The organism is Stenotrophomonas sp. Steno-C15, from assembly GCF_056393265.1.
On record NZ_JBWJPF010000001.1, the window covers coordinates 312,478 to 338,244 of the forward strand.

Annotated in this window: 22 protein-coding genes; 2 read left to right on the forward strand and 20 right to left on the reverse strand. The window is 69.3% G+C overall.

The features are described from left to right. Positions 1-85: 85 nt before the first annotated feature. The 13 genes from gspF to AC06FB_RS01420 form a co-directional block, all read right to left on the reverse strand. Positions 86-1,285, reverse strand: coding sequence for a type II secretion system inner membrane protein GspF (gspF, locus tag AC06FB_RS01360; protein ID WP_478053289.1), 1,200 nt, complete (start codon positions 1,283-1,285; stop codon positions 86-88). 7 nt (positions 1,286-1,292) lie between these two features. Continuing rightward, positions 1,293-2,729 (reverse strand): type II secretion system ATPase GspE, encoded by a 1,437-nt coding sequence (gene gspE / locus AC06FB_RS01365; protein WP_478053320.1) that lies wholly within the window; start codon positions 2,727-2,729, stop codon positions 1,293-1,295. Positions 2,730-2,731: 2 nt separating this feature from the next. Beyond that, positions 2,732-5,107 (reverse strand): type II secretion system secretin GspD, encoded by a 2,376-nt coding sequence (gspD, locus tag AC06FB_RS01370; RefSeq protein WP_478053290.1) that lies wholly within the window; start codon positions 5,105-5,107, stop codon positions 2,732-2,734. Then, positions 5,104-5,631 carry a type II secretion system protein GspM gene (gene gspM / locus AC06FB_RS01375; RefSeq protein WP_478053291.1) on the reverse strand — a complete coding sequence of 176 codons (528 nt, stop codon included), beginning with the start codon at positions 5,629-5,631 and terminating at the stop codon, positions 5,104-5,106. The genes gspD and gspM overlap by 4 nt, the downstream gene beginning before the upstream one ends. Continuing rightward, the gene (gene gspL, locus AC06FB_RS01380) at positions 5,628-6,794 is read right to left on the reverse strand and encodes a type II secretion system protein GspL (RefSeq protein ID WP_263174453.1); all 1,167 of its coding nucleotides are present in this window, start codon (positions 6,792-6,794) and stop codon (positions 5,628-5,630) included. Before gspL ends, gspM begins: the two co-directional genes overlap by 4 nt. Then, positions 6,791-7,651: a type II secretion system minor pseudopilin GspK gene (gspK, locus tag AC06FB_RS01385; protein WP_111186859.1), complete on the reverse strand. Its 861-nt coding sequence runs from the start codon at positions 7,649-7,651 to the stop codon at positions 6,791-6,793. Before gspK ends, gspL begins: the two co-directional genes overlap by 4 nt. A gap of 54 nt (positions 7,652-7,705) precedes the next feature. Further along, positions 7,706-8,143 (reverse strand): type II secretion system major pseudopilin GspG, encoded by a 438-nt coding sequence (gene gspG / locus AC06FB_RS01390; RefSeq protein WP_065176116.1) that lies wholly within the window; start codon positions 8,141-8,143, stop codon positions 7,706-7,708. Positions 8,144-8,200: 57 nt separating this feature from the next. Beyond that, positions 8,201-8,761 carry a hypothetical protein gene (locus AC06FB_RS01395; protein WP_258012752.1) on the reverse strand — a complete coding sequence of 187 codons (561 nt, stop codon included), beginning with the start codon at positions 8,759-8,761 and terminating at the stop codon, positions 8,201-8,203. 143 nt (positions 8,762-8,904) lie between these two features. Continuing rightward, positions 8,905-9,453, reverse strand: coding sequence for a hypothetical protein (locus AC06FB_RS01400; protein ID WP_180875265.1), 549 nt, complete (start codon positions 9,451-9,453; stop codon positions 8,905-8,907). 53 nt (positions 9,454-9,506) lie between these two features. Then, positions 9,507-10,487 carry a FecR family protein gene (locus AC06FB_RS01405; protein ID WP_346475208.1) on the reverse strand — a complete coding sequence of 327 codons (981 nt, stop codon included), beginning with the start codon at positions 10,485-10,487 and terminating at the stop codon, positions 9,507-9,509. A 69-nt stretch (positions 10,488-10,556) separates the two neighbouring features. After that, entirely contained in the window at positions 10,557-11,087 is a 531-nt protein-coding gene (locus tag AC06FB_RS01410; RefSeq protein ID WP_346475119.1) for an RNA polymerase sigma factor, read from the reverse strand. Positions 11,088-11,103: 16 nt separating this feature from the next. Next, positions 11,104-11,784 (reverse strand): TonB-dependent receptor, encoded by a 681-nt coding sequence (locus AC06FB_RS01415; protein ID WP_053516350.1) that lies wholly within the window; start codon positions 11,782-11,784, stop codon positions 11,104-11,106. A 147-nt stretch (positions 11,785-11,931) separates the two neighbouring features. Then, positions 11,932-12,396, reverse strand: a complete 465-nt coding sequence (locus AC06FB_RS01420; protein WP_478053292.1) for an Lrp/AsnC family transcriptional regulator — start codon at positions 12,394-12,396, stop codon at positions 11,932-11,934. A 125-nt stretch (positions 12,397-12,521) separates the two neighbouring features. Between AC06FB_RS01420 and AC06FB_RS01425 the strand changes: the two genes are divergently transcribed. Both AC06FB_RS01425 and AC06FB_RS01430 read left to right on the forward strand, forming a co-directional pair. Further along, the gene (locus tag AC06FB_RS01425) at positions 12,522-13,256 is read left to right on the forward strand and encodes an AzlC family ABC transporter permease (protein WP_065176122.1); all 735 of its coding nucleotides are present in this window, start codon (positions 12,522-12,524) and stop codon (positions 13,254-13,256) included. Then, positions 13,253-13,552 (forward strand): AzlD family protein, encoded by a 300-nt coding sequence (locus AC06FB_RS01430; RefSeq protein ID WP_053516356.1) that lies wholly within the window; start codon positions 13,253-13,255, stop codon positions 13,550-13,552. The genes AC06FB_RS01425 and AC06FB_RS01430 overlap by 4 nt, the downstream gene beginning before the upstream one ends. A gap of 66 nt (positions 13,553-13,618) precedes the next feature. Here AC06FB_RS01430 and glgX read toward each other — a convergent pair whose 3' ends face one another. Genes glgX through glgA form a run of 7 tightly spaced genes read right to left on the reverse strand, consistent with a single transcriptional unit; the run spans position 13,619 to position 25,745 of the window. Then, positions 13,619-15,736, reverse strand: a complete 2,118-nt coding sequence (glgX, locus tag AC06FB_RS01435; protein ID WP_180875268.1) for a glycogen debranching protein GlgX — start codon at positions 15,734-15,736, stop codon at positions 13,619-13,621. Beyond that, on the reverse strand, positions 15,723-15,893 hold the full coding sequence (locus AC06FB_RS01440) for a DUF2934 domain-containing protein (RefSeq protein ID WP_080375226.1): 171 nt from the start codon (positions 15,891-15,893) through the stop codon (positions 15,723-15,725). The genes glgX and AC06FB_RS01440 overlap by 14 nt, the downstream gene beginning before the upstream one ends. Beyond that, positions 15,862-18,435: a malto-oligosyltrehalose synthase gene (gene treY, locus AC06FB_RS01445; protein WP_346475118.1), complete on the reverse strand. Its 2,574-nt coding sequence runs from the start codon at positions 18,433-18,435 to the stop codon at positions 15,862-15,864. The genes AC06FB_RS01440 and treY overlap by 32 nt, the downstream gene beginning before the upstream one ends. Further along, positions 18,432-20,276, reverse strand: coding sequence for a 4-alpha-glucanotransferase (locus AC06FB_RS01450; RefSeq protein ID WP_478053293.1), 1,845 nt, complete (start codon positions 20,274-20,276; stop codon positions 18,432-18,434). The genes treY and AC06FB_RS01450 overlap by 4 nt, the downstream gene beginning before the upstream one ends. After that, positions 20,273-21,991: a malto-oligosyltrehalose trehalohydrolase gene (gene treZ / locus AC06FB_RS01455; RefSeq protein ID WP_478053294.1), complete on the reverse strand. Its 1,719-nt coding sequence runs from the start codon at positions 21,989-21,991 to the stop codon at positions 20,273-20,275. The genes AC06FB_RS01450 and treZ overlap by 4 nt, the downstream gene beginning before the upstream one ends. Further along, positions 21,988-24,222 (reverse strand): 1,4-alpha-glucan branching enzyme, encoded by a 2,235-nt coding sequence (locus AC06FB_RS01460; RefSeq protein ID WP_478053295.1) that lies wholly within the window; start codon positions 24,220-24,222, stop codon positions 21,988-21,990. Before AC06FB_RS01460 ends, treZ begins: the two co-directional genes overlap by 4 nt. Continuing rightward, positions 24,219-25,745 (reverse strand): glycogen synthase GlgA, encoded by a 1,527-nt coding sequence (gene glgA / locus AC06FB_RS01465; protein WP_263174481.1) that lies wholly within the window; start codon positions 25,743-25,745, stop codon positions 24,219-24,221. Before glgA ends, AC06FB_RS01460 begins: the two co-directional genes overlap by 4 nt. Between the last annotated feature and the right edge of the window lie 22 nt (positions 25,746-25,767).

The following is a 25,767-nucleotide window of genomic DNA, read 5'->3' on the forward strand; positions in this document are numbered from 1 at the left end:
ACAGGCCGCTTAAGAAACCTGTGGAAGATCGAAAAAAGGTATGGAGGATTGTGTGGAGAAGCGTGGCCTGTGCGCCGCACGCCCGTCACTGCACGAGCTGGTTCATTTCCATGATCGGCATCAGCACCGCCAGCACGATGGTCAGCACCACCCCGCCCATCACCAGGATCATGGTCGGCTCGAGCAGTGCGGTCAGTGCCATCGCGCGCCGCTCGATCTCGCGCGAGAGGGTCTGCGCGGCGCGATCCAGCAGGGGCGCAAGTGTGCCGGTCTTTTCACCACTGGTGACCAGATGCACCAGGATCGGCGGATAGACCTTCTGCACTTTCAACGCAGCGCCCAGTGCCGCGCCCTCACGCACGCGCGCGGCAACATCCTCGGCGCAGCGCGCCAGCAGCGTGTTTCCCAGTGTCTGCCGCGCTGCCTCCAGCGCACGCAACAATGGCACGCCGGCATCGAGCAGGATGGCCAGCGTCGAGGCGAAGCGCGCACTGTTCACGCCAAGCACGAAGCGGCCCATCACCGGTACGCGCAGCAGCATCGCATCCCAGCGCAGGCGCAGATCGGTGCGGCGCAACGCCAGCCGCCATGCCGCAATCAGCAGGCCGATGCCCAGCGCTGTCCATGCACCCCAGCTGCGCACGAACGCGCTGGCGGCCAGCATCACCTGGGTCAGCATCGGCAGTGTCTGCCGTGCCTGCACGAACGCTGTCACCACCTGCGGCACCACATAGCTGAGCAGGAAGATCACGATCGCCACCGATACCAGACTGATCGCCGCTGGATAGATGAACGCCGTGAGCACCTTGGCCTGCAGCGCATTGCGCTCCTCGATGTAATCGGCCAGGCGTTCCATCACCCGCGCCAGGTCGCCCGAGTCCTCGCCGGCGCCGACCAGGGCGCGATAGATCGGCGGGAAGTCGCGCGGCCGGGCCGCCAGGGCCACGGTCAAGCGCTGACCCGCACGCACATCGGCGCGCACCGAGGTCAGCGCCTGGGCCACATGCGGTCGCTCTGCCTGCTCGATGACGGCACTCAATGCGCCCTCCAGCGGCAGACTGGCGGCGAGCAGGCTGGCCAGCTGGCGGGTGGCCCAGGCCAGTTCGCTCGCTGAAAGCCGGCGTGTTCCCCAGCCCCCGCCTGCGCCGCGCGCGGGGCTGACCTGCACGGGCGTCAGCCCACGCCCGCGCAGCAGCTGGCGCGCGCCACGCGGGCTGTCGGCATCCAGCTGGCCCTTTTCGATGCGTCCCTGCGCGTTGGCGGCCTGGTAGTCGAACAGCGCCATCGTCGCGTCAACCGTCGCCGCTGACGCGCAGGATTTCCTCCAGCGTGGTCAGCCCGCTGTCGACCCAACGCTGGCCGTCCTCGCGCAGGCTGCGCATGCCGGCGGCCCGTGCCGCCTGGCGCAGCGCGGGCTCACCCTGCCCTTCATGGATCAGCGCGCGCACCCGATCATCAACCACGAACAGCTCATGGATGCCGGTTCGCCCACGGTAGCCGCTGTGTGCGCAGGCCGTGCAGCCCACTGCCCGCCACACCGTGCGACCGTCGGCATCGACCTCCGCGCGCCGGCACTGCATGCACAGGCGCCTTACCAGCCGCTGTGCCAGCACACCGCGCAGCGAAGACGCCAGCAGGAACGGCTCCACCCCCATGTCTGCCAGCCGGGTCACTGCCGAGATCGCATCGTTGGTATGCAGCGAGGCCAGCACGCCATGACCCGTCAGTGACGACTGCACGGCGATCTGCGCGGTTTCCAGGTCGCGGATCTCACCGATCATGATGGTGTCCGGATCCTGGCGCAGGATCGCGCGCAGCGCGGTGCCGAAGGTCATCCCGATACGCGCATTGACCTGGATCTGGCCGATGCCCGCGAAGTCGTACTCCACGGGATCCTCCACGGTGAGGATGTTGCTGGTGCTGCTGTCGAGCTGGCCGAGCGCGGCGTACAGCGAGGTGGTCTTGCCACTACCGGTAGGGCCGGTGACCAGCACGATGCCGTGTGGCTGGCGGATCAGGCCGGTGAACGTGGCCAGGGTGTCGTCGGCCATGCCAAGGCGCTGCAGCTGCAGCCGGCCGGCATCCTTCTCCAGCAGGCGCAGCACCGCGCGCTCGCCGTGCCCGGTCGGCACGGTGGACACGCGGATGTCCAGCGGCCGGCCGCCTACGCGGAGGGCGATGCGCCCGTCCTGTGGCAGGCGCTTCTCGGCAATATCCAGGTGCGCCATGATCTTGATGCGCGACACCAGGGCGGCATGCAGGGCGCGCCGCGGCTGCACCATGTCGCGCAGCGTGCCATCGACACGGTAGCGGACCACCGAATGGGTCTCGAACGGCTCGATGTGCAGGTCGCTGGCGCCATCGCGCGCGGCCTGTGCCAGCAGCGCATTGATCATGCGGATCACCGGCGCGTCATCCTGTGCATCCAGCAGATCAGTGATCTCCGGCATGTCCTGCATCAGCCGGTCAAGGTCGACTTCGCTCTCCGCCGCGCCGACGACCGCCGCGGCGTCGCCGCCGTCACGATACTGTTCGCCCAGCCGCTGCTGCCAGGCCGCACCGTCCAGTTGCTGGAACGGCAGGGGTCCATGCCGGCGGCGAAGCTCGGCGACAGCCCAGGCCGGCGTCTCGGCGGTACCCAGCAGGACCGGCCCATCATCCGTGTCGGCCAGCAGCACACCGTGGCTGCGCACCCAGGCATACGGCAGTGATCGCAGATCGTTGGCCACGGTCACGGCCCGATCACCAGCTCCGGGGTGTATCCCAAGCCCCGCAGCTGCTGCAGGGCCGGGTCCAGCTGTGCCGGATCGCGTGGCAGTCGCACCCGCAGGCGCTGACCCGCTGCGCCGGGTGTGGCTTCTGCGTACGCCTGCATCCCCAATGCCCGCACCTGCGCCACCGCCTGCGCGGCGCGTGCGGGGTCCAGGCCCTGCGCGAACTGCACATGTTGCGCGGTGCCCTCGCCGGTCGGGTACAGGGCGGCCAGACTGGTGTTCTGCAATGGTCGCCCCTGGCCGTCGCGCGCGTTGCCCTGGCCGAGCGTACCCAGGTCCTGTGGCGGCAGCTGCGGCGCAGACAGCGCCGGCAATGCCCAGCTCTGCACCGGCTGTGCACCGGCCTGGGCGTTGCGCATGTAGTCGTAGCGATCGCGGGTCAGGCGCTGGCCGGCCGCCGGGTCACGCACCACGTGCGGTCGCAGGAACACCATCAGGTTGGTCTTGGCGCGCCTGCGCGTGTCGCTGCGGAACAACGCGCCCAGTACCGGAATCCGGCCCAGGCCCGGCACCGCGTCGCGACCGTGGCTGACGCTGTCCTCGAGCAGGCCGCCCAGCACCATGATCTGGCCGTCGTCGAGCAGCACGCTGGTGTCCAGTGCCCGCTTGTTGGTGATGATGCCCTCGCTGCCGGAGCTCTGCCCGTCGATGCTGCTCACTTCCTGATAGATGTCCAGCTTCACCGTCCCGCCTTCGGAGATCTGCGGGCGCACCCGCAGCTTCAGGCCGATGTCCTCGCGCTCGATGGTCTGGAACGGATTGTTGCTGCCACCTCCGCCGTCGGTGACATAGCGGCCGCTGACGAATGGGACGGTCTGGCCGACCATGATGCTGGCGGCCTCGTTATCCAGCGTCATCAGGTTCGGCGTGGACAGGATGTTGGCACCGCCCTTGCTCTGCAGCGCGTTGGCCAGTGCCTTCATGTTGAGGATCTGACCCACGCCCGGCAGCGTGATGGTGCCATCGATCACGCCCACGTTGAGGCCATCGCGCGGCAGCACGTCCAGCGTGGTGCGCGCCGTGCCATTGAGGCCGCTGCCGCCGGTCGCACCACCGAAGTGGGTGCCTGCGAACGTGCGGCCATTGCCCAACATCCACTGCACCCCCAGTTCAGCGGCATCGGTATGGTTGACTTCCACGATCAGGCTTTCCACCAGCACCTGCGCGCGCCGCTGGTCGAGCTGGTCGATCACCCGACGCAGGTTGCGGTACACCGGCTCCGGCGCCGAGATCAGCAGCGTATTGGTGGCGACATCGGCCTGTACGGAGATGCCGTTCTGGCTGAAGCCACTGCTGCCGGCATCAGCGGGGTCGCGCCGGTCCGGATCGAGCCGCTGCGACGGCAGCGCATTGCCCGTGGCCCCGGCCTGCTGCGGCTGCGGCTGCGTCGGCGCGCTGCGAGCGGCCCCGCCAGGCAGCGGCGTGATGCCCTCGCTGCTGCCCATCGCCTGCGCGTCGCTCTGCCCGGCCACCACGCCACGCAGCACGCCCGCCAGCTGCGTGGCCTGTGCATTGCGCAGATAGACCACATGCAGGTTGCCGGACTCGTCCTGTGCCCGGTCCAGCTTCTCCACCAGCTGGCGTGCCAACCGCGTGCGCCCCGGGCTGCTGGAGCGCAGCAGCACGCTGTTGCTGCGCGGATCGGCCATCACCATCACCTTCTGGCCCGGCTCGGCGCCCTGCGCATCCAGCAACGGTGCGACCATCGCGGCCACATCCACGGCGATCCCCTGCTGCAGCTTGACCACGTCGGTGTCCATGCCAGCCGGGGTGTCCACGCTGGCGATCACCCGCGCGATGCGTTCCAGATTGTCGGCATAGTCGGTGATGACCAGCGTATTGTTGCCCGCGTTGGCGGTGATCGGGTTGTCCGGACTGATCATCGGCCGCAGCACCGCGACCAGTGCGGCCGCATTCTCGTAACGCAGCGCGAAGGTCCGTGTGGCAACCTCTCCACCTGCCGCTCCGCCGCCTACCCGGCCGCCGAGCAGCTTGGCATCGGCCTGTGGCACGACCCGGCTGATGCCACCGTTCTCGACCACGGCGAAGCCACGCATGCGCAGTGCGCCGAGCAGAAGCTGATAGGCCTGCGCGCGACTGACAGGCCCATCCGATACCACCGTCATCTTGCCGGTCACGCGTGGATCGATCAGGAACTGGCGGCCGGTGAAACGCGCCGCCATCCGCAGCACGCCACCGATATCGGTATCCACCAGATTCAACTGCACCGGCTCGTCGCTGGCATCCTGCGCCCATGCCGGCGCGGGCAGGTGGAGCATCCCCACGACCAGAGCCAGCACCGCGCCACAGGCAAGACCGTGCATCGACCTCATCGAAGCTCACCCGCAACGGCCTTCATCACGATGCTTCCTGAAATACGTGCCGCCGGCATATCCGCGTCCCCTGTGCGTTGCAGTTGCAGTCGTTGCAGTTCGATGGTCGGGTCGGCCAGCAGCGGCAGGAGCCAGTTCCAGAGCACATCGGCGGGCACCGACTGCACCTGCACGTGCCAGCGTCCCTCGCGCGCGTCGACCCGCACCCCATCGGCAAGGCCGGCGGCGGCGATCCGCGAACGCAGGCTGGTCAGTGTCGGCCGCTGCTCCCGGGCCAGGCGCTGGCGCTCGCGCGCGTCCAGCAAGGGCGCCAGTGCCCGCATCTGTGCCTGCAGGCGCGGCAGCTCAACCTGCCAGTAGCTGCGCTGCTTCAGCAGGGGCTCCAGCCAAAATGCCCACAGCGCAGCGACCAGCAGTGCACCCACCATCGTCGTCAGCATGACGCGTTCGCGTAGCTGCAGGCGCCGCCAGCACTGCGACAGCGCCGCGATGCCGCCTTCCATCCACGCAGTCCGTACCCTCATCGGCTGCCTCCGGTGCTCAGCCGCAGGCGGCCACCGCCCTGGCGGACCAGCTGCAGGCCCTGCGCCTGCGCCGCCTGCTGCCATCGTTCCAGATGCTGCGCATCATCGGCCAGCGCCTGCGCATCGGCGTCCAGTTCCAGTTCAAGCGCGCCGGGCGTGTAGTCCATGCCGCGAACGCGGCCGGCCAGCTCCGGAACCGCCTGCAATGCCAGCGCGACCTGTTGCTGTATCCGCGGCAGTGGAGCCGTCTGCACCGGTGCGGCCAACGCACGCCGTGCCTGCAGGACCGGATCCAGTACCTCGGTGATTTCCGGATACTGCGCGCTGAACTGCCGCGTCATTTCCCGCTGCAACGCCTCACCTTCGCCGCGCCAGCGCGAGACCTGCAACTGCAGGCCCGTCGCGGCGAGCACCGCGGCCGCCAGTGCCAGCCCGATCGCCACTCGTGGCAGGCGTCGTCCGCCGCGCTGCAGCGGTAGTGCCCATGCCGGCAGCGGGCCGCTGGCCTCGCTGCCCGCGGCCACTGTGCTGGTCTGCAGGTGTCCGGGCCAACCCGAGGGCACCGCATGCACCCATTGCACGGCCTGCACGCCGGCCTGCTGCAGGCGCAGGGAGGTTGCCTGCAGCACGGCTGCCACGTCGCGCCCGCCACTCCACTGCACGAAGCCGCGGTCGCGCCCGCTGCGTACCAGCAGGTGCTCGCCCTTCGCCTCCAGCGTGGCCCGCCCCTCCGTCCACGGCAGCAGCAGCGGCGTCGGGTACAGCCCCTGCAGGCTCAGGCCGCACGACGCCAGCAGCTGCTGCGCCTGGGCCACGGCCTGCTGGCCCAGCCATGCCACCGGCACGGTCCCGTCAGCCGCCTGCGGCCCATTGGCCAGCGCAACATCCTGCAGGTCGTCCAGCAGCATCGCCTCCACCTCGCCCTGCAGCGCGGCCTGCAGCCGGCGACCTGACAGCGGCGGCAGCTGCAGTTCCAGCAGGATCAGGTCATGCGGATCGAGGCAGGCGTGCACCTGTGCCTGCGGATGGCGCTGTCCCAACGCCGATAGCGCCTCGCAGCCATGCGCCGCCACGTCACCGCGTTGCAGTTGCGCCCACTCCACCCGGCTGTCGGCCTGCAGTCGATCCAGCGCCGGCAGGCGCACCCGCAGCTGCACGCTCATGCGCCGATCCTCGTCCATACACGCTGCACGCGCACGCTGTCATCGCGGTACTCACGCCAGATCAACGCGCGGAAATCGACGTCGCGGTCGTCTGCCTGGACCTGTCCGACCGCCAGGAACCATTCGCTGTGGATGCCCAGCGGCATCACCGACATCTGCTCGCTGCTCACCTGCAGGCGGTTGGCGATATCACCGCGGTTGAGCAGCCAGCGGCCGCCATCGCGCTCGTCCACCAGCGCCCGCAGCCGGCCCGGATCAGCGCCGGGTGCAACCGCCTGCAGCACGGCCAGGTCAGTCGTATTGGCGTTGACCAGCGTCTGCGCCGGCAACACCACCGTGCGCCGGGACAACGCCCGGACGGCGCGTGGCTCGGCACCGGCCAGCGCCTGCCCGATCAGGGCTTCGCGCGGCAGGGGCGCCTGCGCGGCGCGATCACCGTCGCGCAGCCGTGCCTGGATGTGGTCCGCGGCACCGCTGCATGCGGCCGCAGACACCCCCTGCTCCACGCACAGCGCCACGAAGGCCTGCCGCGCCTGCGCATCCGGTTGGCCCTGCGACAACAGGTTGCGCAGGTTGAACAGCGACTGCGCGTCCACCATCTGCAGGCGCACCGGCAGCGGCGCATCCAGCTGCACCGGCCGTGCCCAGCGACCGTCGCGCACGGTGGTCAGCTGCTCGCGCGCGTCGTCACGAAGCTGCTGCCCCGCGCGCTCCAGCGCGGCATCCACGGCCATGCGTACCTGCGCCCGCAGCTGGTCGCCACGCAGCGCACGCAGCTGCGCGGCCTGGCGGGTCAGCAGCGCGGTCGCGATCACCGCCACCAGTGCGACCACCAGCATCGCGACGATCACCGCCATGCCCTGCTGGCGACGACACGGAAAGGCTGCCATCGGAGGCGACATCGGTGGACCTCACAGCTGCCAGGAGCCGATGTCCGCATTGCCGGCATCACCTCCGGCCTTGCTGTCCGCGCCAAGGGAGAACACGTCGATGTCGCCGTGCGCGCCCGGGTTCTGGTACTGGTACGGATGCCCCCACGGGTCGTTCGGCAGGCGGTCCAGATAGGGGGTTGTCGGCATCGCGCCGCTGCTCTGGGGCGGCGCCACCAACGCCTGCAATCCCTGCTCGGTGCTGGGGTAGCGGCCATTGTCCAGGCGATAGAGCTTCAGCGCCTGCATCAGTGCGGCGATGTCCTGGCGTGCCGCCACCACCCGCGCCTGATCGGGACGATCCATCAGGCGCGGCACAATCAGTGCGGCAAGAATGCCGATGATCACCACCACCACCATGATCTCGATCAGGCTGAAACCGTGCTGCCGGGCCCTGCCACCACGAAGCTGTCTTGCCATTGTTCCGCCCTCGTCATCCTGGAAGGGACCGCTGCACCATGGTCAGCGGCGCATGTGTCAGTACGATAAACATCCACCTGCAATTCGCTGCTGCTCCACCCTGTCTGCGCTGGCGCCCGCAGGCGGCACGCCAGCCGACTGCAGCAGCGTTGCAGGTACCGCCGCCAACGCGCCTTCCACGCAGCGACGCAGCAGCGGGTGGCGACTGGCCTGCAGGATCCGCACGCATTGCGTCGGCGACCAGGCGCTGCCACGGCCGAAGCCGACGAAGCGGCGGTACACCTGGTGATGGCGCAGGTCATCGTGTACCCGTTGCGCGCTGTCCAGTGCCTGCACCCACAGCAGCAGAGCGGCACGCTGCAGCATGCGGACATCGTCCATGTCCAGGGGCAGCGTCGCGATGGCTGCTTCCGGCCACGCCGGCAGTTGCGCATCGGTTGCGCGGCGCAGCGCCAGCAGCGGATGCGCCTCGACGTCCAGCGCCGCCCATCGCGCGGCGTCTGCCCAGGCGTCGCTGGAAAGCACCCAGACCCACGGATGCCCGTAGCGCTGTACGCACAGCGGCGCGTGCCGGGCCTGTTCCAGCGACCGGCTCAGGTGACGATCCAGCTCGAGCATGCTGATCCTGCGACGTTCCGCCATCGACGCTGCCTGCGCTCCACGACGCGGATGCGCCGTACTCTGGAGAAGACGTCAGCAGGGTCGATGAAGCGACAGCGCGTTGCGCGTGATGTGCCGTGCGTTGCGCTTCAGCCGCTCTGTCACAGCGACGTCATGCGCCTGCAGGCATCGGCATCCAGCAACGGAGCGATGCCGCCGCATTGTCGTGCCAGCACCATCACGTCGGGACGTCGGGCAAATGCGGACAGCAACCCGGCCGCGTCCGCGTCGGCCAGCAACGCGGCCGTGGCCTGGCGCAGTGCCGGCAACTGCCATCCGTCCATCGCAATCACCGCACCGGCCACGAACCAGTGCCACAAGCGGTGATGGATCACCTGATCGTGCAACTGTGGCAGGCCCTGTATGCCATGCATCGCCATCAGCAGCAGACCGCGGGCCGCCATTGCCGGTGATACGCTGCCCTTCTCCGGCAGCGACAGCGCCTGCTGCAACCTCAGCAGGGCAGCCAGCGGATGGCCCTGCGGGTCGAAATCCAGCAGCACGGACTGTTCCTGCCACTGCGGATCGGAGACCACGCAGACCCAGGGCGATCCATAGCGATGCACCGTCAATGGACGCCGCTGCGTGGTCTCCAGCAATGCGGACAGGTTGCGTCGCAGGTCGAGCACACCGATGGTCTCGTTGCGCATTCCTTGGCTTCTCCTTGCATGCGGCAGCCACGCGACGCGCGTGGCCGGGGACTCTACCCCAGGACGGCGATACCGCCCGGGAAGCGACGCAGCTCCAACGACAGCGTCAACCGCAGCTGTTCCAGCGCCGCGTCCGGGTCATCGATGCGGAAGCGACCGCTGACCGGCGCACGCGCCTGTGCGCCGTCACCGAGCAGGACCCTGCCGCGGCGATAGCGATTGATCTCGTCCACCACCTCGCGCAACGGCGCGCGGCGGAACACCAGCATGCCTTCGGTCCAGGCGCTGACCTCGGCGGCCACGGCCTCGGCCACCACCCCGCTCAGGCGCTCGTCGTAGCGGGTCTGCTGTCCGGCCTGCAGCCGCAGCCGGCCCTGCGGGTGCTCGATGCGGGCGCTGCCGCGCAGGCACGTCACCCGGACGTGTCCCCCGGTATTGCGCACGTCCAGCCGGGCTGCGCCCTCATCGGCGATCACACAGCCCGGCCCCGCGTACAGTGCGAGGCGTGAACCCGCAGCGGTCTCGAATGCCGCCTGCCCCTGCACCAGCTCGTAACCCTCGCCACCCGCACCCATCCGGCGCCGCAGACTGCTCTGCGTATCCAGCTCCAGCGTCAACTGCGGCGTCAGCGCAAGCTGGAGGCGCTCGCCGGTGCCGGTATGGAAGTCGGCCGCCATCGCACTCACCGACGGCCACAGCCCCAACGGTGGACGGATCGCTGCCACCACGGCGAGGCTGGCGGGGGCGGCGATGGCCGCCCCCAGGAATGCACGCCGGCTCCATCGCCGTGCCAGGCCCGGTGCCTGCGGCTGGCGCGCCGCAGCCGGGACCTGCTCACCGGCCACGCGCACCTGCTCCCATTGCCGCCGCGCACGGGCAAACGCTTCGCGGTGACGCGAATCGGTCGCGCACCATTGGCGGAACCTGCGTCCGTCGGCTGCCGTGGCCTCGCCCGACGTCAGACGCACCACCCAGGCGTGCGCCTGGCGCTCCACGGCGTCGAGCGTGCGGTGCGGGCGATCATCAGGGTCCATGCGCAGTCCAGCCATGCCCGCACGCTGCGGGGTTCTGCTCGGCGTCAAAGTGTAGACGGACGCCGCCGGTCAGAACCGCACCTGCCGGTCCTGCCCGCTGCGCTCGGCCAGATAGTCCTGGGCCGCTTTCAGTTCGCGCTGCACCAGCCGCAGCGACACGCCCAGCTGCTCGGCCACGTCCCGCTGCTGCAGGCCGTCCACGCGGATCGCCAGCAGGATCCGGCGGCGGCGTTCGGGCATGCGCTGCAGCAGGCCGACCATGTCTTCGAGGGCATTATCAAGCTCCGCGGCCTGTGCCGGACCGGGGCCCGGATCGGCCATCTCCATCAGCGCGTCCACTTCTTCCAGACTGAGCAGGCGATGGTCGGCGCGCTGCCGATCGATCACGGTGTTCATCGCCATCCGCAGCAGATAGGCCGCTGGGTTCTGCACCGGGTCCAGCCGGTCGCGGCGTGCGCTCAGGCGCATCCAGGTGTCCTGCAGCGCATCGCCCGCCAGCTCTTCCGAGCCCAGCTTGCGCACCAGCCGGCGCTTGAGTTCATCGTAGGCCCCCAGCAGGTGATCCATCAGGTCCACCGCCCCGGCCGTTCCGTTGCTCATGTTCGAATCCTTGAAATCATGGAAGGGGCTGCCGCCGGCCACAGTCGTGGTCGGCACGGGAGGGCTGGATCTGCAGGGTCACCGGCTGCGGCAACGCGGCGGCGTCGATGGACGGCGCCAGCCTGCCGATGGCGAGCAACAGGCGCCGATCGCGCCGGGCGTCGCCGCTGCCGACGAGCAGTTCGGCATCGTCGACATGGCCCTCGGCGGTGATGCGGAAACGCAGCGTCGCCGCGTAGCGGCCCGGTGCGAGCAGGGGGTCGTCACAGAACGCGTCGCGCAGCCGCTGCTGCAGCCCGCCAAAACGACGGCTGCGCTCGGATTCCGGCAGCAGGCCGACGGTACCGGCTGCGCGTTCGGGTTGCGCGCCCAGCCGAAGCACCACGCGCTGCGCGCCGATCACCTCGGCTTCGACGCCGGTCTCCTGCAGCAGGGTCTGCAGCGCCTGCAGCGGCGGCAGGCTGGCGTGCAGCGGGTAACTGCGCCGACCGGCAGCGAGTTCGCCGGCGTACATCACCGACCACCCGCTGCTGACGCTGAAGCGCTCCACTGCCTGCTCCAGCGGCTGCGCCGGAATGTCGTAGGCACGGACGTCGTCCTCGGCCGTGGCGACGAAGGCCAGCAGCAGCCACGCAGCGATGGCCACTCTCCATGTTCTGACCGCGTGGCGTCCATCCAGCCCCCTGACGTTGAACACATGACCCTCGGCAGCGACCGCAGCTGTGACGGAGGCAGGCGGCACGACCGGGAGGTCGCCCGCGCGCGCCCGGCAAGCGGGGTCAGACCCTACCGGGGGCAGATGTCATTGCGATGACCACCGCACCGGGGCCGGCGCGGCGTGGCCTCAAAGCGGCAGCCGGGTGGTCTGCTTGATCCGCTGCATCGGGATCTCGGTCTTGGTGTTCTGCACCCCGGCGATCCTGTTCAGATGCCGGATCTGGAACTGGCGATACGCATCCAGGTCGGCCACGGCCACCCGCAGCAGAAAATCGCAATCGCCTGCCATCAGATGACATTCAAGCACTTCCGGCAGGGACTTGATGCTGTTTATGAAGTGGTTGGTGGTGTCCTCGTCCTGCCCACGCAGCCAGACCCGCACGAATACGGTGAAGCCCCGTCCAACCTTGGTCTCGTTCAGCAGCGCCACGTAGCGGTCGATGTAGCCGCCGTCCTCCAGCAGGCGGACCCGGCGCAGGCAGGCCGACGGCGAAAGACCGACCTGCCTGGCCAGCTCCAGGTTCTGCAGACGACCATCGACCTGCAGCGCCTCGAGAATCCGGCGATCAAGGTTATCGAGTTGAGATTGCATTGGATTCCACCCTCATGGCCATCTGCCGCATCAGATGCGCAACATTCTCAATCGAATGGCATCAACGCAACCCGATTTCGTGCCGTCGCCGCTAGGATGAAGCCCCCCTCGCTCGCTTCCGCTACATGGACGCCCAACCCTCCCTCCTTCCGCCTGACGCCCCCTGCCACGTCACGCCCCGCGCCGAGTTCCTGCGCGGCCTGCGCGCTGCCGTGCCGGTGATGATCGGCTTCGTTCCCTTCGCCCTGGTGCTCGGTGCACAGGCTGCGCAGAAGGGCCTGTCGGCGCTTGAAGTACCGCTCATGACCGGGCTCAACTTCGCCGGCGGCTCGGAGTTCGCCGCCATCGAGCTGTGGACGTCACCTCCGCACATCGCGCTCATCGTAGCGATCACCGCGCTGGTCAACAGTCGCCATCTATTGATGGGGGCCAGCCTGGCACCGCTGCTGCAGCACCTGCCACGCCGTCGCACGCTGCCGGCGTTGTTCTTCATGTGTGACGAAAGCTGGGCCCTGGGTGTCGCCGACGCGCGGCGGCGCATGCACGGTTTCAGCCTCGCCTACTACCTGGGCACCTCGGCCGGCCTGTATGGGGTCTGGGTGACCTGCACGACGCTGGGGGCGATCGCCGGCCCGCTGCTGGGCGACATCCATGCCTATGGATTCGACATGGCCTTCCCCGCAGTGTTCCTGGTGCTGCTGCGTGGCATGTGGCAGGGCCTGCGCGCAGCGCGGCCCTGGCTGGTCAGCCTGCTGGTGGCCGCAGGCACCCATCTGCTGGTTCCGGGCGCCTGGTACGTCGCCAGCGGTGCGCTGGCCGGGCTGGTGGCCGCCTGGCTGCTGGCGGAGGACGCGGCATGATCCAGTGGAGCTCGCTGCTCACCATCGTGCTGATGGCAGCCGTTACCTACCTCACCCGCATCATCGGCTTCCTGGCCCTGCGCAACCGCACCCTCGGCAAGCGTGCGGTGACGGTCATGGAGGCCGCGCCGGGCTGCGTGCTGATCTCGGTGATCGCCCCGGATTTCGTCGCCGACAAGCCCGCCGATCTGGCTGCGCTGGCCATCACCCTGCTGGCCGCCACCCGGCTGTCGATGCTGCCGACCGTGCTGATCGGCGTGGTCTCGGCCGGGTTGCTGCGCCATCTGCTGGGCTGATTCACGGCAGGCCGGGCGGGACCCGGCGCTGCCGATCGGTCTTCGCGCCGAGCGGGCGCGCTGCAATCAGGCGCTGCTGGCCGCGAGCAGGCACAGGCTGCGCGGCGGCAGGGTCCAGTCGCCGGTGCCGTCCTGCTCCAGCGGCGCCTCGTCGGTCTGCAGCAGTACGCGCCGGAACGACAGCGCCTGATCCGATACGCGGAACCGCTGCGGCTGGTCTCCGGCATTCAACAGCAGGGCGAGGCTGACATGCCGCCCGGGCTCACGCAGGCCGCTGTCGGGGCTTCGACCGTCCAGCACAATCAGCAGCGCGCGCAGTTCGGGGTCGTGCCAGTCCGCCTCCTCCATGCTGCGGCCGTCCGGATGCCGCCAGTCGATATCGCGCAGGCCCAGCGCTTCATCGTATTCACCGCGCAGGAACCGGTTCCTGCGCAGCAGGCCATAGCGCCGGCGCAGCGATAGTGCACGCCGCACGAATGCCACCTGCGCCTGCGCCGCCGGCTGCGAGGCACGCTCCCAGTCGATCCAGCTCAGCGGGTTGTCCTGGCAGTACGCGTTGTTGTTGCCCTGCTGCGAATGGCCGAACTCGTCGCCGGCCAGCAGCATGGGCGTGCCCTGCGACAGCAGCAGCGTGGCCAGCAGGTTGCGCATCTGCCGTGCACGCAACGAGAGGATCGCCGGATCATCGGTGTCGCCCTCCACACCGTGGTTGCTGGAAAGATTGTGCGAATGGCCATCGCGGTTGTCCTCGCCGTTGGCCTCGTTGTGGCGGTCGTTGTAGCTCACCAGATCGTGCAGGGTGAACCCGTCGTGTGCCGTTACCAGGTTGATGCTGGCCGACGGCCGCCTGCCGTGGTGTTCGAACAGGTCGGCCGAGCCGGTGAAACGGGTGGCGAACTCCGGCAGCTGCCCGCCATCGCCACGCCACAGCGCGCGCACTGTATCGCGGAAGCGGTCGTTCCATTCCGCCCAACCCGGCGGGAACTGGCCCAGCTGGTAGCCGCCCGGGCCGATGTCCCAGGGCTCGGCGATCAGCTTCACCTGGCTCAGGATCGGGTCCTGGCGTACCGCATCGAGGAAGCTGCCCGAGGCGTCGAAGCCATGGCGCTCACGGCCAAGAATGGTCGCCAGGTCGAAGCGGAAACCGTCTACCCGCATCTCGGTCACCCAGTAGCGCAGCGAGTCCATCACCATGCGCAGCGCGCCGGCATTGGTCAGGTCGAACGTGTTGCCGGTGCCGGTATCGTTGATGTAATAGCGGCGATCATCGGCCAATCGGTAGTAGCTGGCATTGTCGATGCCCTTGAACGACAGCGTGGGGCCCAGCTCGTTGCCCTCGGCGGTGTGGTTGTAGACCACGTCCAGGATCACTTCGATGCCGGCATTGTGCAGCCGCGCGACCATCTGCTTGAACTCGGCCACGGTGCCCGTCGACAGGTAACGCGGCTGTGGGGCGAAGAAGCCGATGGTGTTGTACCCCCAGTAGTTGCGCAGCCCACGCTCGAGCAGCTGCTGGTCGTCCACGTAGGCGTGCACGGGCAGCAGCTCGATGGCGGTCACACCCAGATGGCTCAGGTGGTCCACCACCGCATCATGCCGCAGTGCAGAGAAGGTGCCGCGCTCGGCCTGCGGGACATCAGGATGCTGCATGGTCAACCCGCGCACGTGCGCTTCGTAGATCACGGTCCTGTCCCAGGCCGTTTCGGGTGCACGCTCGACACCCCAGCTGAAGGCCGGATCGATCACGGCGCAGCGTGGCATGTAGCTGGCGCTGTCGCGGCGGTCGAAACTGAGATCGCCATCGCGATGGCCCAGGGTGTAGCCGAACAGGTGGGGCGCCCACTTCAGCTCGCCGACGATCTGCTTGGCGTAAGGGTCCAGCAACAGCTTGTTGGGATTGAAGCGATGCCCTTCCTCCGGCGCATACGGACCGTGCACCCGGTAGCCGTAGCGCTGCCCGGGCCTTACATCGGGCAGATAGCCGTGCCAGATCTCATTGGTGTACTCGGGCAGCGCGATGCGCTCCACCTCGCGGTTGCGCGCGTCGAACAGGCAGAGTTCGACCCGGGTGGCATGCCGCGAGTACAGCGCGAAGTTCACGCCCAGCCCGTCCCAGGTTGCACCCAGCGGGAAGGGCCGGCCTTCGCGCACGCGCGAGGTCTGTGCCCACTTACGGCTCGCCATCGCTGCCCTCCTCGCCGCGCGCCGCGGCAATCTCGGCCTCCACCAGCCGCTCGGCCATGTGCCAGTGCCGCTGCTGCTGGTCGTCCGGGCGCCCTTCCGCTTCCCATATCTGGTGGGCCAATGCCTCAATCCGCTGCCGTCGTTCCCTGCTGTCCATCCCTACCCGTCTCCTCGTTGATCCATACCGCCAGCGGGCTGCCAGCCAGAAGCCGTGCTGCATCCGCGGTTTCATTGAAATGTTCGATGCGTCCGTCCAGGAGGTTGCGCATGCGTCCTGCCGGAAGCCCGCGCAGCGTTGGGCCGGTGGCGACGTCACGCACAACGTTCAGGCCGGGCCCGGGCATGGCGATGGGCGAGCCACGCTGCACGATCACCAGCAGTACCTGCGTCTGGTGCCTGCGCACGAACGCCAGCCAGGGCGAGCGCGCAGGCGCGGACAGCGGCTGCAGCTCGCCGTACAGGAAAAGGTGCGGGTGCCTGCGGCGGCAATCCAGCAGCTGCCGCAGCAGCAATGCCTTGATGCCGCCGTCCCGCCAGTCCTGCAGCAGCGCGGGCCAGGAGCGCGTGTCCCGCAGCCATGCCTGCCGCGCCGGATAGTCCACGGCCCGGCGGTTGTCCGGGTCCACCAGGCTCAGGTCCCAGCCTTCGCCGCCTTGATAGAGGTCAGGCACACCGGGCAGGCAGTGCTGCAGGCACAGCTGTGCCAATCCATTGCAGGCGCCCGCCGGCGCGATGCGGGCCACGAAGGTCGCCAGCGCCTCGCGCACCGGCAGCAAGGGTGCTCCCTCCAGCAGCGCGTGCAGCCACTGCGCGGCGGCGTCCTCCACTGCCACATCGGGATCGGACCAGTTGCTGATCCGTTTGCCCTCGCGCAGGGCCTTGGTCAGCCAGTCCGCCATCCTCGATGCGAAGTCGGCACCGGGGGCGCCCTGCATCGGCCACGCCGCCACCAGCGCCTGCCACAGCGCATACGCCTCGGCGCCCGGCAACGGCAGCGGCATGCCGGCCTTGGCTGCCATCCGGCTCCAGCGCCGTACAGCATCCCGCCACTCCGCCGTGCAGGTGCTGAGCACCGCCAGCCGCGCCCGGCTGTCGCTGCCCCGCTTGTGATCGTGGGTCGCCAGCGCAAGCAGTGCCTCGGGATGGCGTCGCAGGCGCCGCGCTGCATGCTGCAGCAGCTCGCGTCCCTGCATGCCCAGCCGCTGCGGATCACTGCCGACTTCGTTGCGTGAGAGCAGTCTGAAGTAACGATAGAAGCCGGTATCCTCCACCGACTTGGCGTTCAACGGCGCGGCCAGCTGCCCGAAGCGCACGCGCAGCTCGCTTTCAGCCGGTGCCTGGCCGGGAAGTGCCTGCAGCAGCAGGTCCAGTGCCGCCCGTCCGGCACCGTCCAGCGCGGCTCGTGCCGTGGCAGCAGCGGCGACCAGTGCCTTCCGCTCACCCGCGTCACGCAACGAGTACGGGCGGTAGGTGCGGTAGTGCCGCAGCAGCGCGGCCAGCGCGCGCGCCAGGGCGGCCGTACCGATGTCGGCCTCGGCCAGCCGGGGCTGCAGAACCTGCTGCGCACTGCGCAGCAGGCGCTGGAAGTCGGTGTGAAGCGACTGGCGCAGCAGCATCCCGCGCGCGTCCTGCTGTATCTGGTCAAAGTCGCGCGTGTCGCCGCTCGCCGCCTGCCAGGCGCGTGAGAGCGCGGGCGCCGCTGCCGGATCGTGCAGCCACGCGCCGGCCTGGTCCATGAAGTCATAGCCGGTGGTCCCGTCGCAGGCCCACCCCTCGGGCAGCTGCTCGCCCTCGGCCAGTATCTTCTCGACGTGCAGAGTCACCGCCTCCGGATCACGGCTCCCGGCCGCGCAGGCAGCATCCACCGCCTCGCGCAGGCGCTGCAGATAGTCGCCGGGCGACGACAGGCCATCCACATGGTCGATGCGCAGGCCATCCACCCAGCCCTCACGCACCAGCCGCAACGGCAGCGCATGCACCGCTTCGAACACGTCCTCGCGCTCCACCCGCAGCGCGGCCAGTTCGTTGATATCGAAGAAGCGCCGGTAGTTCACCTGATCGCCTGCCGTGCGCCACCACGCCAGCCGGTAGTGCTGCCGCTGCAGCAGTGCCTGCAACCGCTCGACGCTGCGGTTGCAGCGTTCGGCCCACGCCGGCCACTGCGCGGCGTCCAGGGGATGACTGCGCGGCGACAACGGCAGGACCAGCCCATGATGGCGCAACCCTGGCCGCTCATCGTCCACCCCCACCCGCAGTACGCCGTCGCGCACGGCGTCGTGCAGTGGCCGGTCCAGCACCGGCAACCATAGCCGGCCTTCGCAGCCCGGCGCCTCCCAGTCGATGTCAAACCAGCCTGCGTGGCGGCTTCGACGCCCGTGCATCAGCACATCGCTCCACCAGTGGCTGTGCGGGGATGCCGCCAGATGGTTGGGCACGATGTCCAGGATCAGACCCAGGCCGTGTGAGCGCGCCGCGGTGGCCAGCTGGCGGAAGGCCGCTTCGCCGCCCAGCTGCGGATTGATGCTGGCCGGGTCGATGCCATCGTAGCCATGTGAGGACCCCGGGACCGCAGCCGCGATCGGCGACAGGTAAAGGTGACTGACGCCCAGTGCGGCGTAATACGGCACCTGCGCTGCGGCCGCTTCCAGGTCAAAGCCTGCGTGCAACTGCAGGCGCGCGGTGGCACGCAACCTCGTCATGGTCCCGTCCTGCGGCGCGTGCTGCTCAGGCGCGCCAGCCGCGCATCGGCGGCGGCACCGTCCCACGCCAGCGGCAACCGCCGTCGCCAGTTCGGATGCCCGCTGACGGTGCCTGGCAGGTTCACCTGCGCACGGCTGCCCAGCACATCTTCCAATGGCAGCAGCGCCAGCCGCGACGCTGCGTGGGCAACCAGTGACAGCGCTCCGTCCTCCACGGTCGCGCCGTCACCACCGCAGACCGCGGCCAGCGCCTGCACATCCCGCGCGCGCGCGCGCAGTGCCGCCGACAGGTCCTCCAGCTCACCCAGGCGGGCACGCCAGCGCAGGTCGCGCCCGCGCAGCCAGCCGGCCAGTGGCGGCAGGTCGTGGGTGGACGGCATGGCCACCGCATCGCGGCGCCACCGCGACGCCGGCAGGAAGCGCTCGCCGTTGCGGGCGAACGGCAGCACCTCGATGCCCAGGATGCCCCGGGCTGCCAGCCGCTGGCGGATGCCCGGCGGCACCACCCCCAGGTCTTCACCTATCAGCACGCAGCGATGCCGCCACGATTCCAGCACCAGCAGATTGATCAGGTCATCGAATGGATAGCGCAGGTACACGCCCTGCCTGGCGCCAGCGCCGTGAGGCAACACCCACAGCCGCTGCAGGCCGAGGATGTGGTCGATGCGCAGGCCACCGCGGCCGGCCATCACGGCGCGCAGTACGCGGATGAACGGTGCAAAGCCCTCGCGGTGCAACGCCAACGGTGACCAGCTGGTGATGCCCCAGGCCTGGCCGAGCGGATTGAACGCATCCGGCGGCGCACCCAGTTCAAGCCCCTGCAGCAGATCGGCGCCACCGGTGCGTGCCTCGACGCCCTGCGGTGCACAGCCCACGGCCAGATCGGCAATCAATCCGATCGACGCGCCATCACTGCGCAGCGCCGCGTGCACCTGCACCCAGCCCTGCTGCGCCAGCCACTGCGCAAATGCATGGTCGTCGGCGCTCCCGGTGATCCCGTCGGCGGCATGCTGGCAATAGCGCAGCAGCGGTTCGCCCTGCGCATCGCACCAGGTCTCGATCTGCTCGCACTGTGCCGGTGCCTGCTGCCGCAGCCAGTGGCGCACCTGTCGCAGCCAGCGCCACTTCAATGCCGCCGAGTGCGGCCAGTCGATGCGGCGTGCAGCGGTGGCGGCATCAATTGCCATCGCCAGTGCCTCGTCCTGGCGCAGCACGCTGTCGGCAGCCTCCGGCAGCACCTGCGGAAGAGATACCTGCAGCGGGTCGAGCCAGCGCCGGTCACTGGGCGAATAGGGGCTATGGCCCAGGCCGGGTGGCAAGCCGGCGTGCAGCGGACTCAACGCCAGTGCATCGCCTCCATGCCGCTGCAGCAGCTCACGCCACTGCGCACAGCCGGCGCTGTCACCGATGCCTGCATCGCCGCGGGCGCGCAGACTGTAGACCTGCACCGACAGACCCCAACCGCGCAGCAGGCGCGGTGGCCACCAGGCTCGCGGCGGCGCCACCGCGACCGCCTGTTGCCGCCCGCCCCGGCGCCACTGCCAATAGCCCGGTTGATCCGGAACGCGCCAGCGCCCCTGCGCATCAGGCCGTGCTGGCAGCTCGCGCCCCTGTTCATCCACCCAGCACGCCGCCCCCGTCGCCTCCGGCATCACCAGTACCTGGCCACAGCAGGCGGTGAGCAAGCGGGCGCGCACCGGCGCACCATCGCCTTGCAGCCCTTCCAGCACCGCGCGAAGCACGTCCGGCGCGACTTCGCGCTCGACGCCGGCCACGTCGGTCCAGCGCTCCAGGAGACCTGCCCGGCGTGCGGCGTCCCGAACCGATATATCCGTCCTCATGCCGCCACCCAGCACGCAACAACACTGCCGCCTGCCGGCAGCACACCGGCAACGTCGGGACCCACAACGCGCTCGCCGGCCGGCACCGCATGCGCCACGGGCCGTGGGCCCACATTGATCGCGATCCACCATTGGCCCGATGGCAGCTGCCAACCCGCCTGCACCGCCCCCTCGCCAAGCACCCGCGCACCCAGCGACCGGGCCTGCAGCAGGCCGGGCTGCAGATAGCGTCTGCGCAGGGCCAAAAACCCGCCTGTGCAACGCAGCCATTGCTGCGACCAGGGATCATCGCCGGGCGGCGGCGTGTACGAGACCTGCAGGGTGGCCGGATCGTTCGGGTCCGGAATACGCGCACGCGAGGCGGCATCGGCGAAGGCACTGAAGCCGGAAAACTCGCGGCGACGTCCCTCGCGCACCGCCTCGTCCAGCGGCGGCGCATAGTCGGTGAAGAACAGGAACGGCGACCGCGCCTGCCACGGTTCACCCATGAACAGCAGCGGGATCATCGGCGTCAGCAGGGTCAGCGCCAGTGCCGCGCGCAGCCGCGCCGGATCCACCAGCATCGACAGGCGCTCGCCGAAGGCACGGTTGCCCACCTGGTCGTGGTTCTGCGCGAATACAACGAAACGCGCGGGCGACAGGTCGCTGCTGGGTTCGCCGCGGGGATGGCCGCCCAGGTCAGGTTCACCCTGCCAGGCGAATCCTTCTGCCAGGCAGCGGGCCAGCAGCGCGTCGGCGCGACCGGCGTAGGCCGCGTAATAGCCTTCCTGCTCGCCGGTCAGCATCACGTGCAGCGCGTTGTGGAAGTCGTCGTTCCATTGCCCCTGATAGGCACCGCGCAGCCACCACGCCTGGTTGCGTTCGTTCTCCAGCACCAGGTGCGCGTGCGGCACCTCCGCGCGCACCTCGTCGGCCAGCTGCTGCAGGAAGCGGTCATCGTCGATGGCGTGTACCGCGTCCAGGCGCAGCCCATCGAAGCCATAGTCGCGCAACCACATCAGCGCATTGTCGATGAAGAAGCGCCGCACCCAGGGCTGGCGGAAGTCGATCGCCTCACCCCAGGGGGTGCTGCGATCGTCACGGAAGAACGCCCGCGCGTAGTCACGCAGAGGGTTGCCCTGCGGTCCGAAGTGGTTGTAGACCACATCCAGCAGCACCGACAGTCCGGCATCATGCGCCGCGTCGATGAAAGCCTTCAGCGCTGCCGGCCCGCCGTAGACATGGGCCGGTGCGTAGGGGAACACACCGTCGTAGCCCCAGTTGCGCCGGCCGGGAAACTGCGCAACCGGCATCAGCTCGATGGCGGTGATGCCCGTTGCGGCCAGCATCGGCAGCTGCGCGGTCAGTGCAGCGAGGCCGCCGCCTGCCTCGATGTGCACCTCACAGATGACCAGGTCCTGCCAGGCGGGCCCCTGCCACGTGGCCTGCGCCCTGCCGGTGTCCAGCACCACGGCGCTGTCGCCATCGACGCCGTCCGGCTGCCAGCGCGAGGCCGGATCTGGCACGTCCTGGCCTGAAGGGAGGCGGAACCGGTACCGGTCGCCATGCGATGCCTGTGTCCGCAGCCAGTGGCAACCGTCCGGCTCGCGTTGCATCGGCCGCAGCGCGCCCTGCAGGCACAGCGTCATCGTGTCCGCGTCCGGCGCCCACAGACGGAACTCCACCCCCTCACCGGCCGCACGCCAAGCGCCCAGACGCGGCGACGCTGTGGTCATGCATCAACCTGCAGGTACAGCGTGGACAGCGGCGGCAGGGTCAGCCGCAGCGACTGGGCGTGGCCATGCATCGGCCTTGGCTCGGTCTGCACCGCTCCGAGGTTGCCCGCATTGCCGCCGTGGTAATGCGCGCTGTCGGTGTTGAGGCGTTCCGTCCAGCGCCCCGGTTGCGGCACGCCAACCCGGTAACCCTCGCGCAGCACCGGGGTGAAGTTGCTCACCACCAGCAGGGTGCGGCCGCTGCCGGCAGGATCCCGGCGGATGAAGGCATACACGCTGTTGCGGCTGTCATCGGCCACGCTCCAGTCGAAACCGCGTTCATCGCGCTCGTCACGATGCAGCGCGGGTTCGGAGCGGAGCACGGCATTGAGGTCGCCCACCAGACGCGACAGGCCCCGGCCCTCACTGCTGGTCGCCTGTTCCCAGTCCAGTGCTGCATCGTGCGACCACTCATGTCCCTGGCCGAACTCGCCGCCCATGAACAGCAGTTTGCTGCCCGGGTGCGCCCACATGAAGCCGTAATACGCACGAAGCTGGGCCAGCCGCTGCGCCGGTTCGCCTGCCATCTTGGCCAGCAGCGCGCCCTTGCCATGCACCACCTCGTCATGCGACAGCGGAAGCACGAAGCGTTCGGAGAAGGCGTAGACCAGGCCGAAGCTGATCTCGCTGTGGTGATGCTGGCGATGGACAGGATCGCGCCCCAAGTACTGCAGGGTGTCGTGCATCCAGCCCATGTTCCATTTGTGGGTGAAGCCAAGCCCGCCCTCCTCCACCGGCGCGGTCACCCCCGGCCACGCGGTGGATTCCTCGGCAATCACCAACACGTCCGGGAAGCGCTCACGCAGGGTCTGGTTCATCCGCCTCAGGAAGGCGACCGCCTGCAGGTTCTCTCGCCCGCCCTGCTCGTTGGGTATCCACTCACCGTCAGCACGGCTGTAATCCCGGTACAGCATGGACGCCACTGCGTCCACGCGCAGTCCGTCAATGTGGAACCGCTCCACCCACTCCAAGGCACTACCGATCAGGTAAGCGGCCACTTCGTTGCGGCCATAGTTGTAGATCAGCGTGTCCCAGTCAGCGTGCACCCCTTCGCGCGGGTCGGCATGCTCGTACAACGCGGTTCCGTCGAAACCGGCCAGGCCATGCGCGTCGTTGGGGAAGTGTGCGCTCACCCAGTCCACGATCACCCCCACTCCGGCCTGGTGACAGCGATCCACGAAGCGCGCAAAGGCGTGCGGCGTCCCATGGCGTGCCGTCGGTGCGTAGATCCCCAGCGGCTGATAGCCCCAGGAACCGCCGAAGGGATGCTCGGTGACCGGCAGCAGTTCGATGTGGGTGAAGCCGAGTCCGGCCACGTACGGAATCAGCCGGTCGGCCAGCGCATCCCAGTCCAGCGGTGCGCCATCATCGCCGCGCTGCCAGGAGCCCGCATGTACCTCGTAGATGGACAGCGGCGCGCTGGCGCCCGCCTGGCGCCGGGCCGCCCTCCAACCCTCGTCATGCCACTGCATCGGCGCCGCCGAAGGCACGCGTGAGGCGGTGGCCGGTGGCAGTTCGGCCCAGCGCGCCATCGGGTCGAACTTGTCGGGCATCACCTGGCCATCAGCCCCGACAATGCGGAACTTGTAGCGGGCACCGGCCTGCACGCCGGGCAGGAACAGTTCCCACACGCCAGCCGCATGGCGCAGCCGCATCGGATGGCGTCGGCCATCCCATCCGTTGAAATCGCCGACCACGGCGACCCGCCGCGCATTGGGCGCCCACACCGCGAAGCGCACGCCGGCGATCCCCTGCACCTGCATCGGGACCGCGCCCAGCTGGCGCGCCGCATCGGCATCACCGGCATGGAAGCGTTGCAGCAGCGCCTCGTCCAGCAGCGGGCCGAAGGCATAGGCATCGTGCACCTGCTCCACACCCTGCTCGAAATGCAGGGCAAGCAGCGGCACCGCCGCTTCACCGGCGGCGCCCTCGAACAGGCCGGGCAAGGGGCCCGGGTGCAGATCCCAGCGTCGCCCGTCCTCTCCGATCACCTCGACGCGCTGCGCGTGCGGCACCAGCACGCGCAACCGCCGTTCACCCTCGCGCTGGCGGTGCGGGCCCAGCCAGGCAAATGCATCTGCCGGGCGGGCATGGACGAGGTCCTCCAGCGCCGGCGCGATGCGGTGATCCAGTGCTGTGTCCGCGGTGATGTCGTCCTCGAGGGCGGCCAGATGCGCGCTGTCGTGGCTCATGCGGCCACCTGGCAGGTCTGCTGGTACAGCGCCAGATAGGCTCGCCCGGCCGCATCCCAGCCGCCCGGCCGCAGCATGGCGGCGCGGCGCATGGCCTGCAGCAGGCCTGGCAGACGGAAGGTGCGCATCGCCCGCTCCACGCAGCGGCGCAGGCCATCGGCATTGGCACCGTGGAACAGGAAACCGGTCACGCCATCCTCGACGGTGTCCACCAGCCCGCCCGTCGCATGCGCGACCGGCAGGCAGCCGAAGCGCTGCGCGTACATCTGGCTGAGCCCGCAGGGTTCAAAACGCGAAGGCATCAGCAGGAAGTCCGCGCCGGCGAACATCTGGCGCGCCAGCGCTTCCTCGAACCCGATGAATGCGCCCACCCGGCCCGGGTAGCGCCGGGCCAGCGCCTGCACCTGTGCTTCCACCTGCGGCTCGCCGCCGCCGATGACGACCAGCTGCCCCCCGGCCGCGACGATCTGTGGCGCCACGTCACAGGTGATGTCCAGGCCCTTCTGGTGCACCAGGCGGGAAACCACCGCGAACAGCGGGCCGGTCGAGGGCGCCAGGCCGAACGCCCTGCGCACCGCATGTGCGTTGGTCGCGCGTCCGGTCCATTCGCCGATGCCGAAGTGCGCCTTGAGGTGGATATCGCGTCGCGGATCCCAGCTGGCGTCGATGCCGTTGACGATGCCGCTCAGGTGACCGCCGGCGGCGCGCCGGGCCAGCAGGTCATGCAGTCCGCATCCATCATCCGGGGCGGTGATCTGCTGTGCATAGCGCAGGCTGACTGTGTTCAGCCGCGTGGCATTGGTGATGCCGCCCTGCAGGAATGACATCTGTCCGTGGAAGTGCAGTTCATCCAGGTGCGCGGCCGGTACGCCCAGCACCGGCGCAAGCGCATACGGGAACAGGCCCTGATAAGCCAGGTTGTGGATCGTCAGCAGCGTCGGCACTGCCGTCCGGTCCCAACGCACGTAGGCGGCGGCCATGGCCACCGGCCAGTCATTCAGGTGCAGCAGCTGCGGTGACCAGTCCAGCCCGGCACGCCCGGCCGCAATCTCCGCAGCCGCGTGTGACAGCGTGGCGAAGCGAACCGCGTTGTCCTTCCACTCCTGTCCCTGCCCATCCACGTAGGGCGAGCCTTCCCGCTCATACAGCTCAGGCGAGAGCAGCACGTAGATCGGCAGGCCGTCGGCCTGCACCGCCATGCCGATGGTGCACGCAGGCAGGCCGGCCCTTGGGCTGACCTGCCCCACCGGCCGCAGCTGCGGCAGGCGCTGCAGCACTTCCGGGTAGCCGGGAAGCAGCACGCGCGAATCACACGCGCCGCGCACCGCGCGTGGCAGGGCCGCGGCCACATCGCCCAGGCCTCCCGCCTTGACGAAGTCGGCCATTTCGGTCGCGACAAACAGCACGCGCTGTACCAGTTCCGGCAACTTCAACGGCTGTGAGTGGCCCCGGCGGGTCCCGATTGGTACAGATGCAGCGGGAGGCGTCGCAACGGGTGAAGCGGACTGGACGACGCGGGCCATGGCGATGATCTCGGAAGTGTTC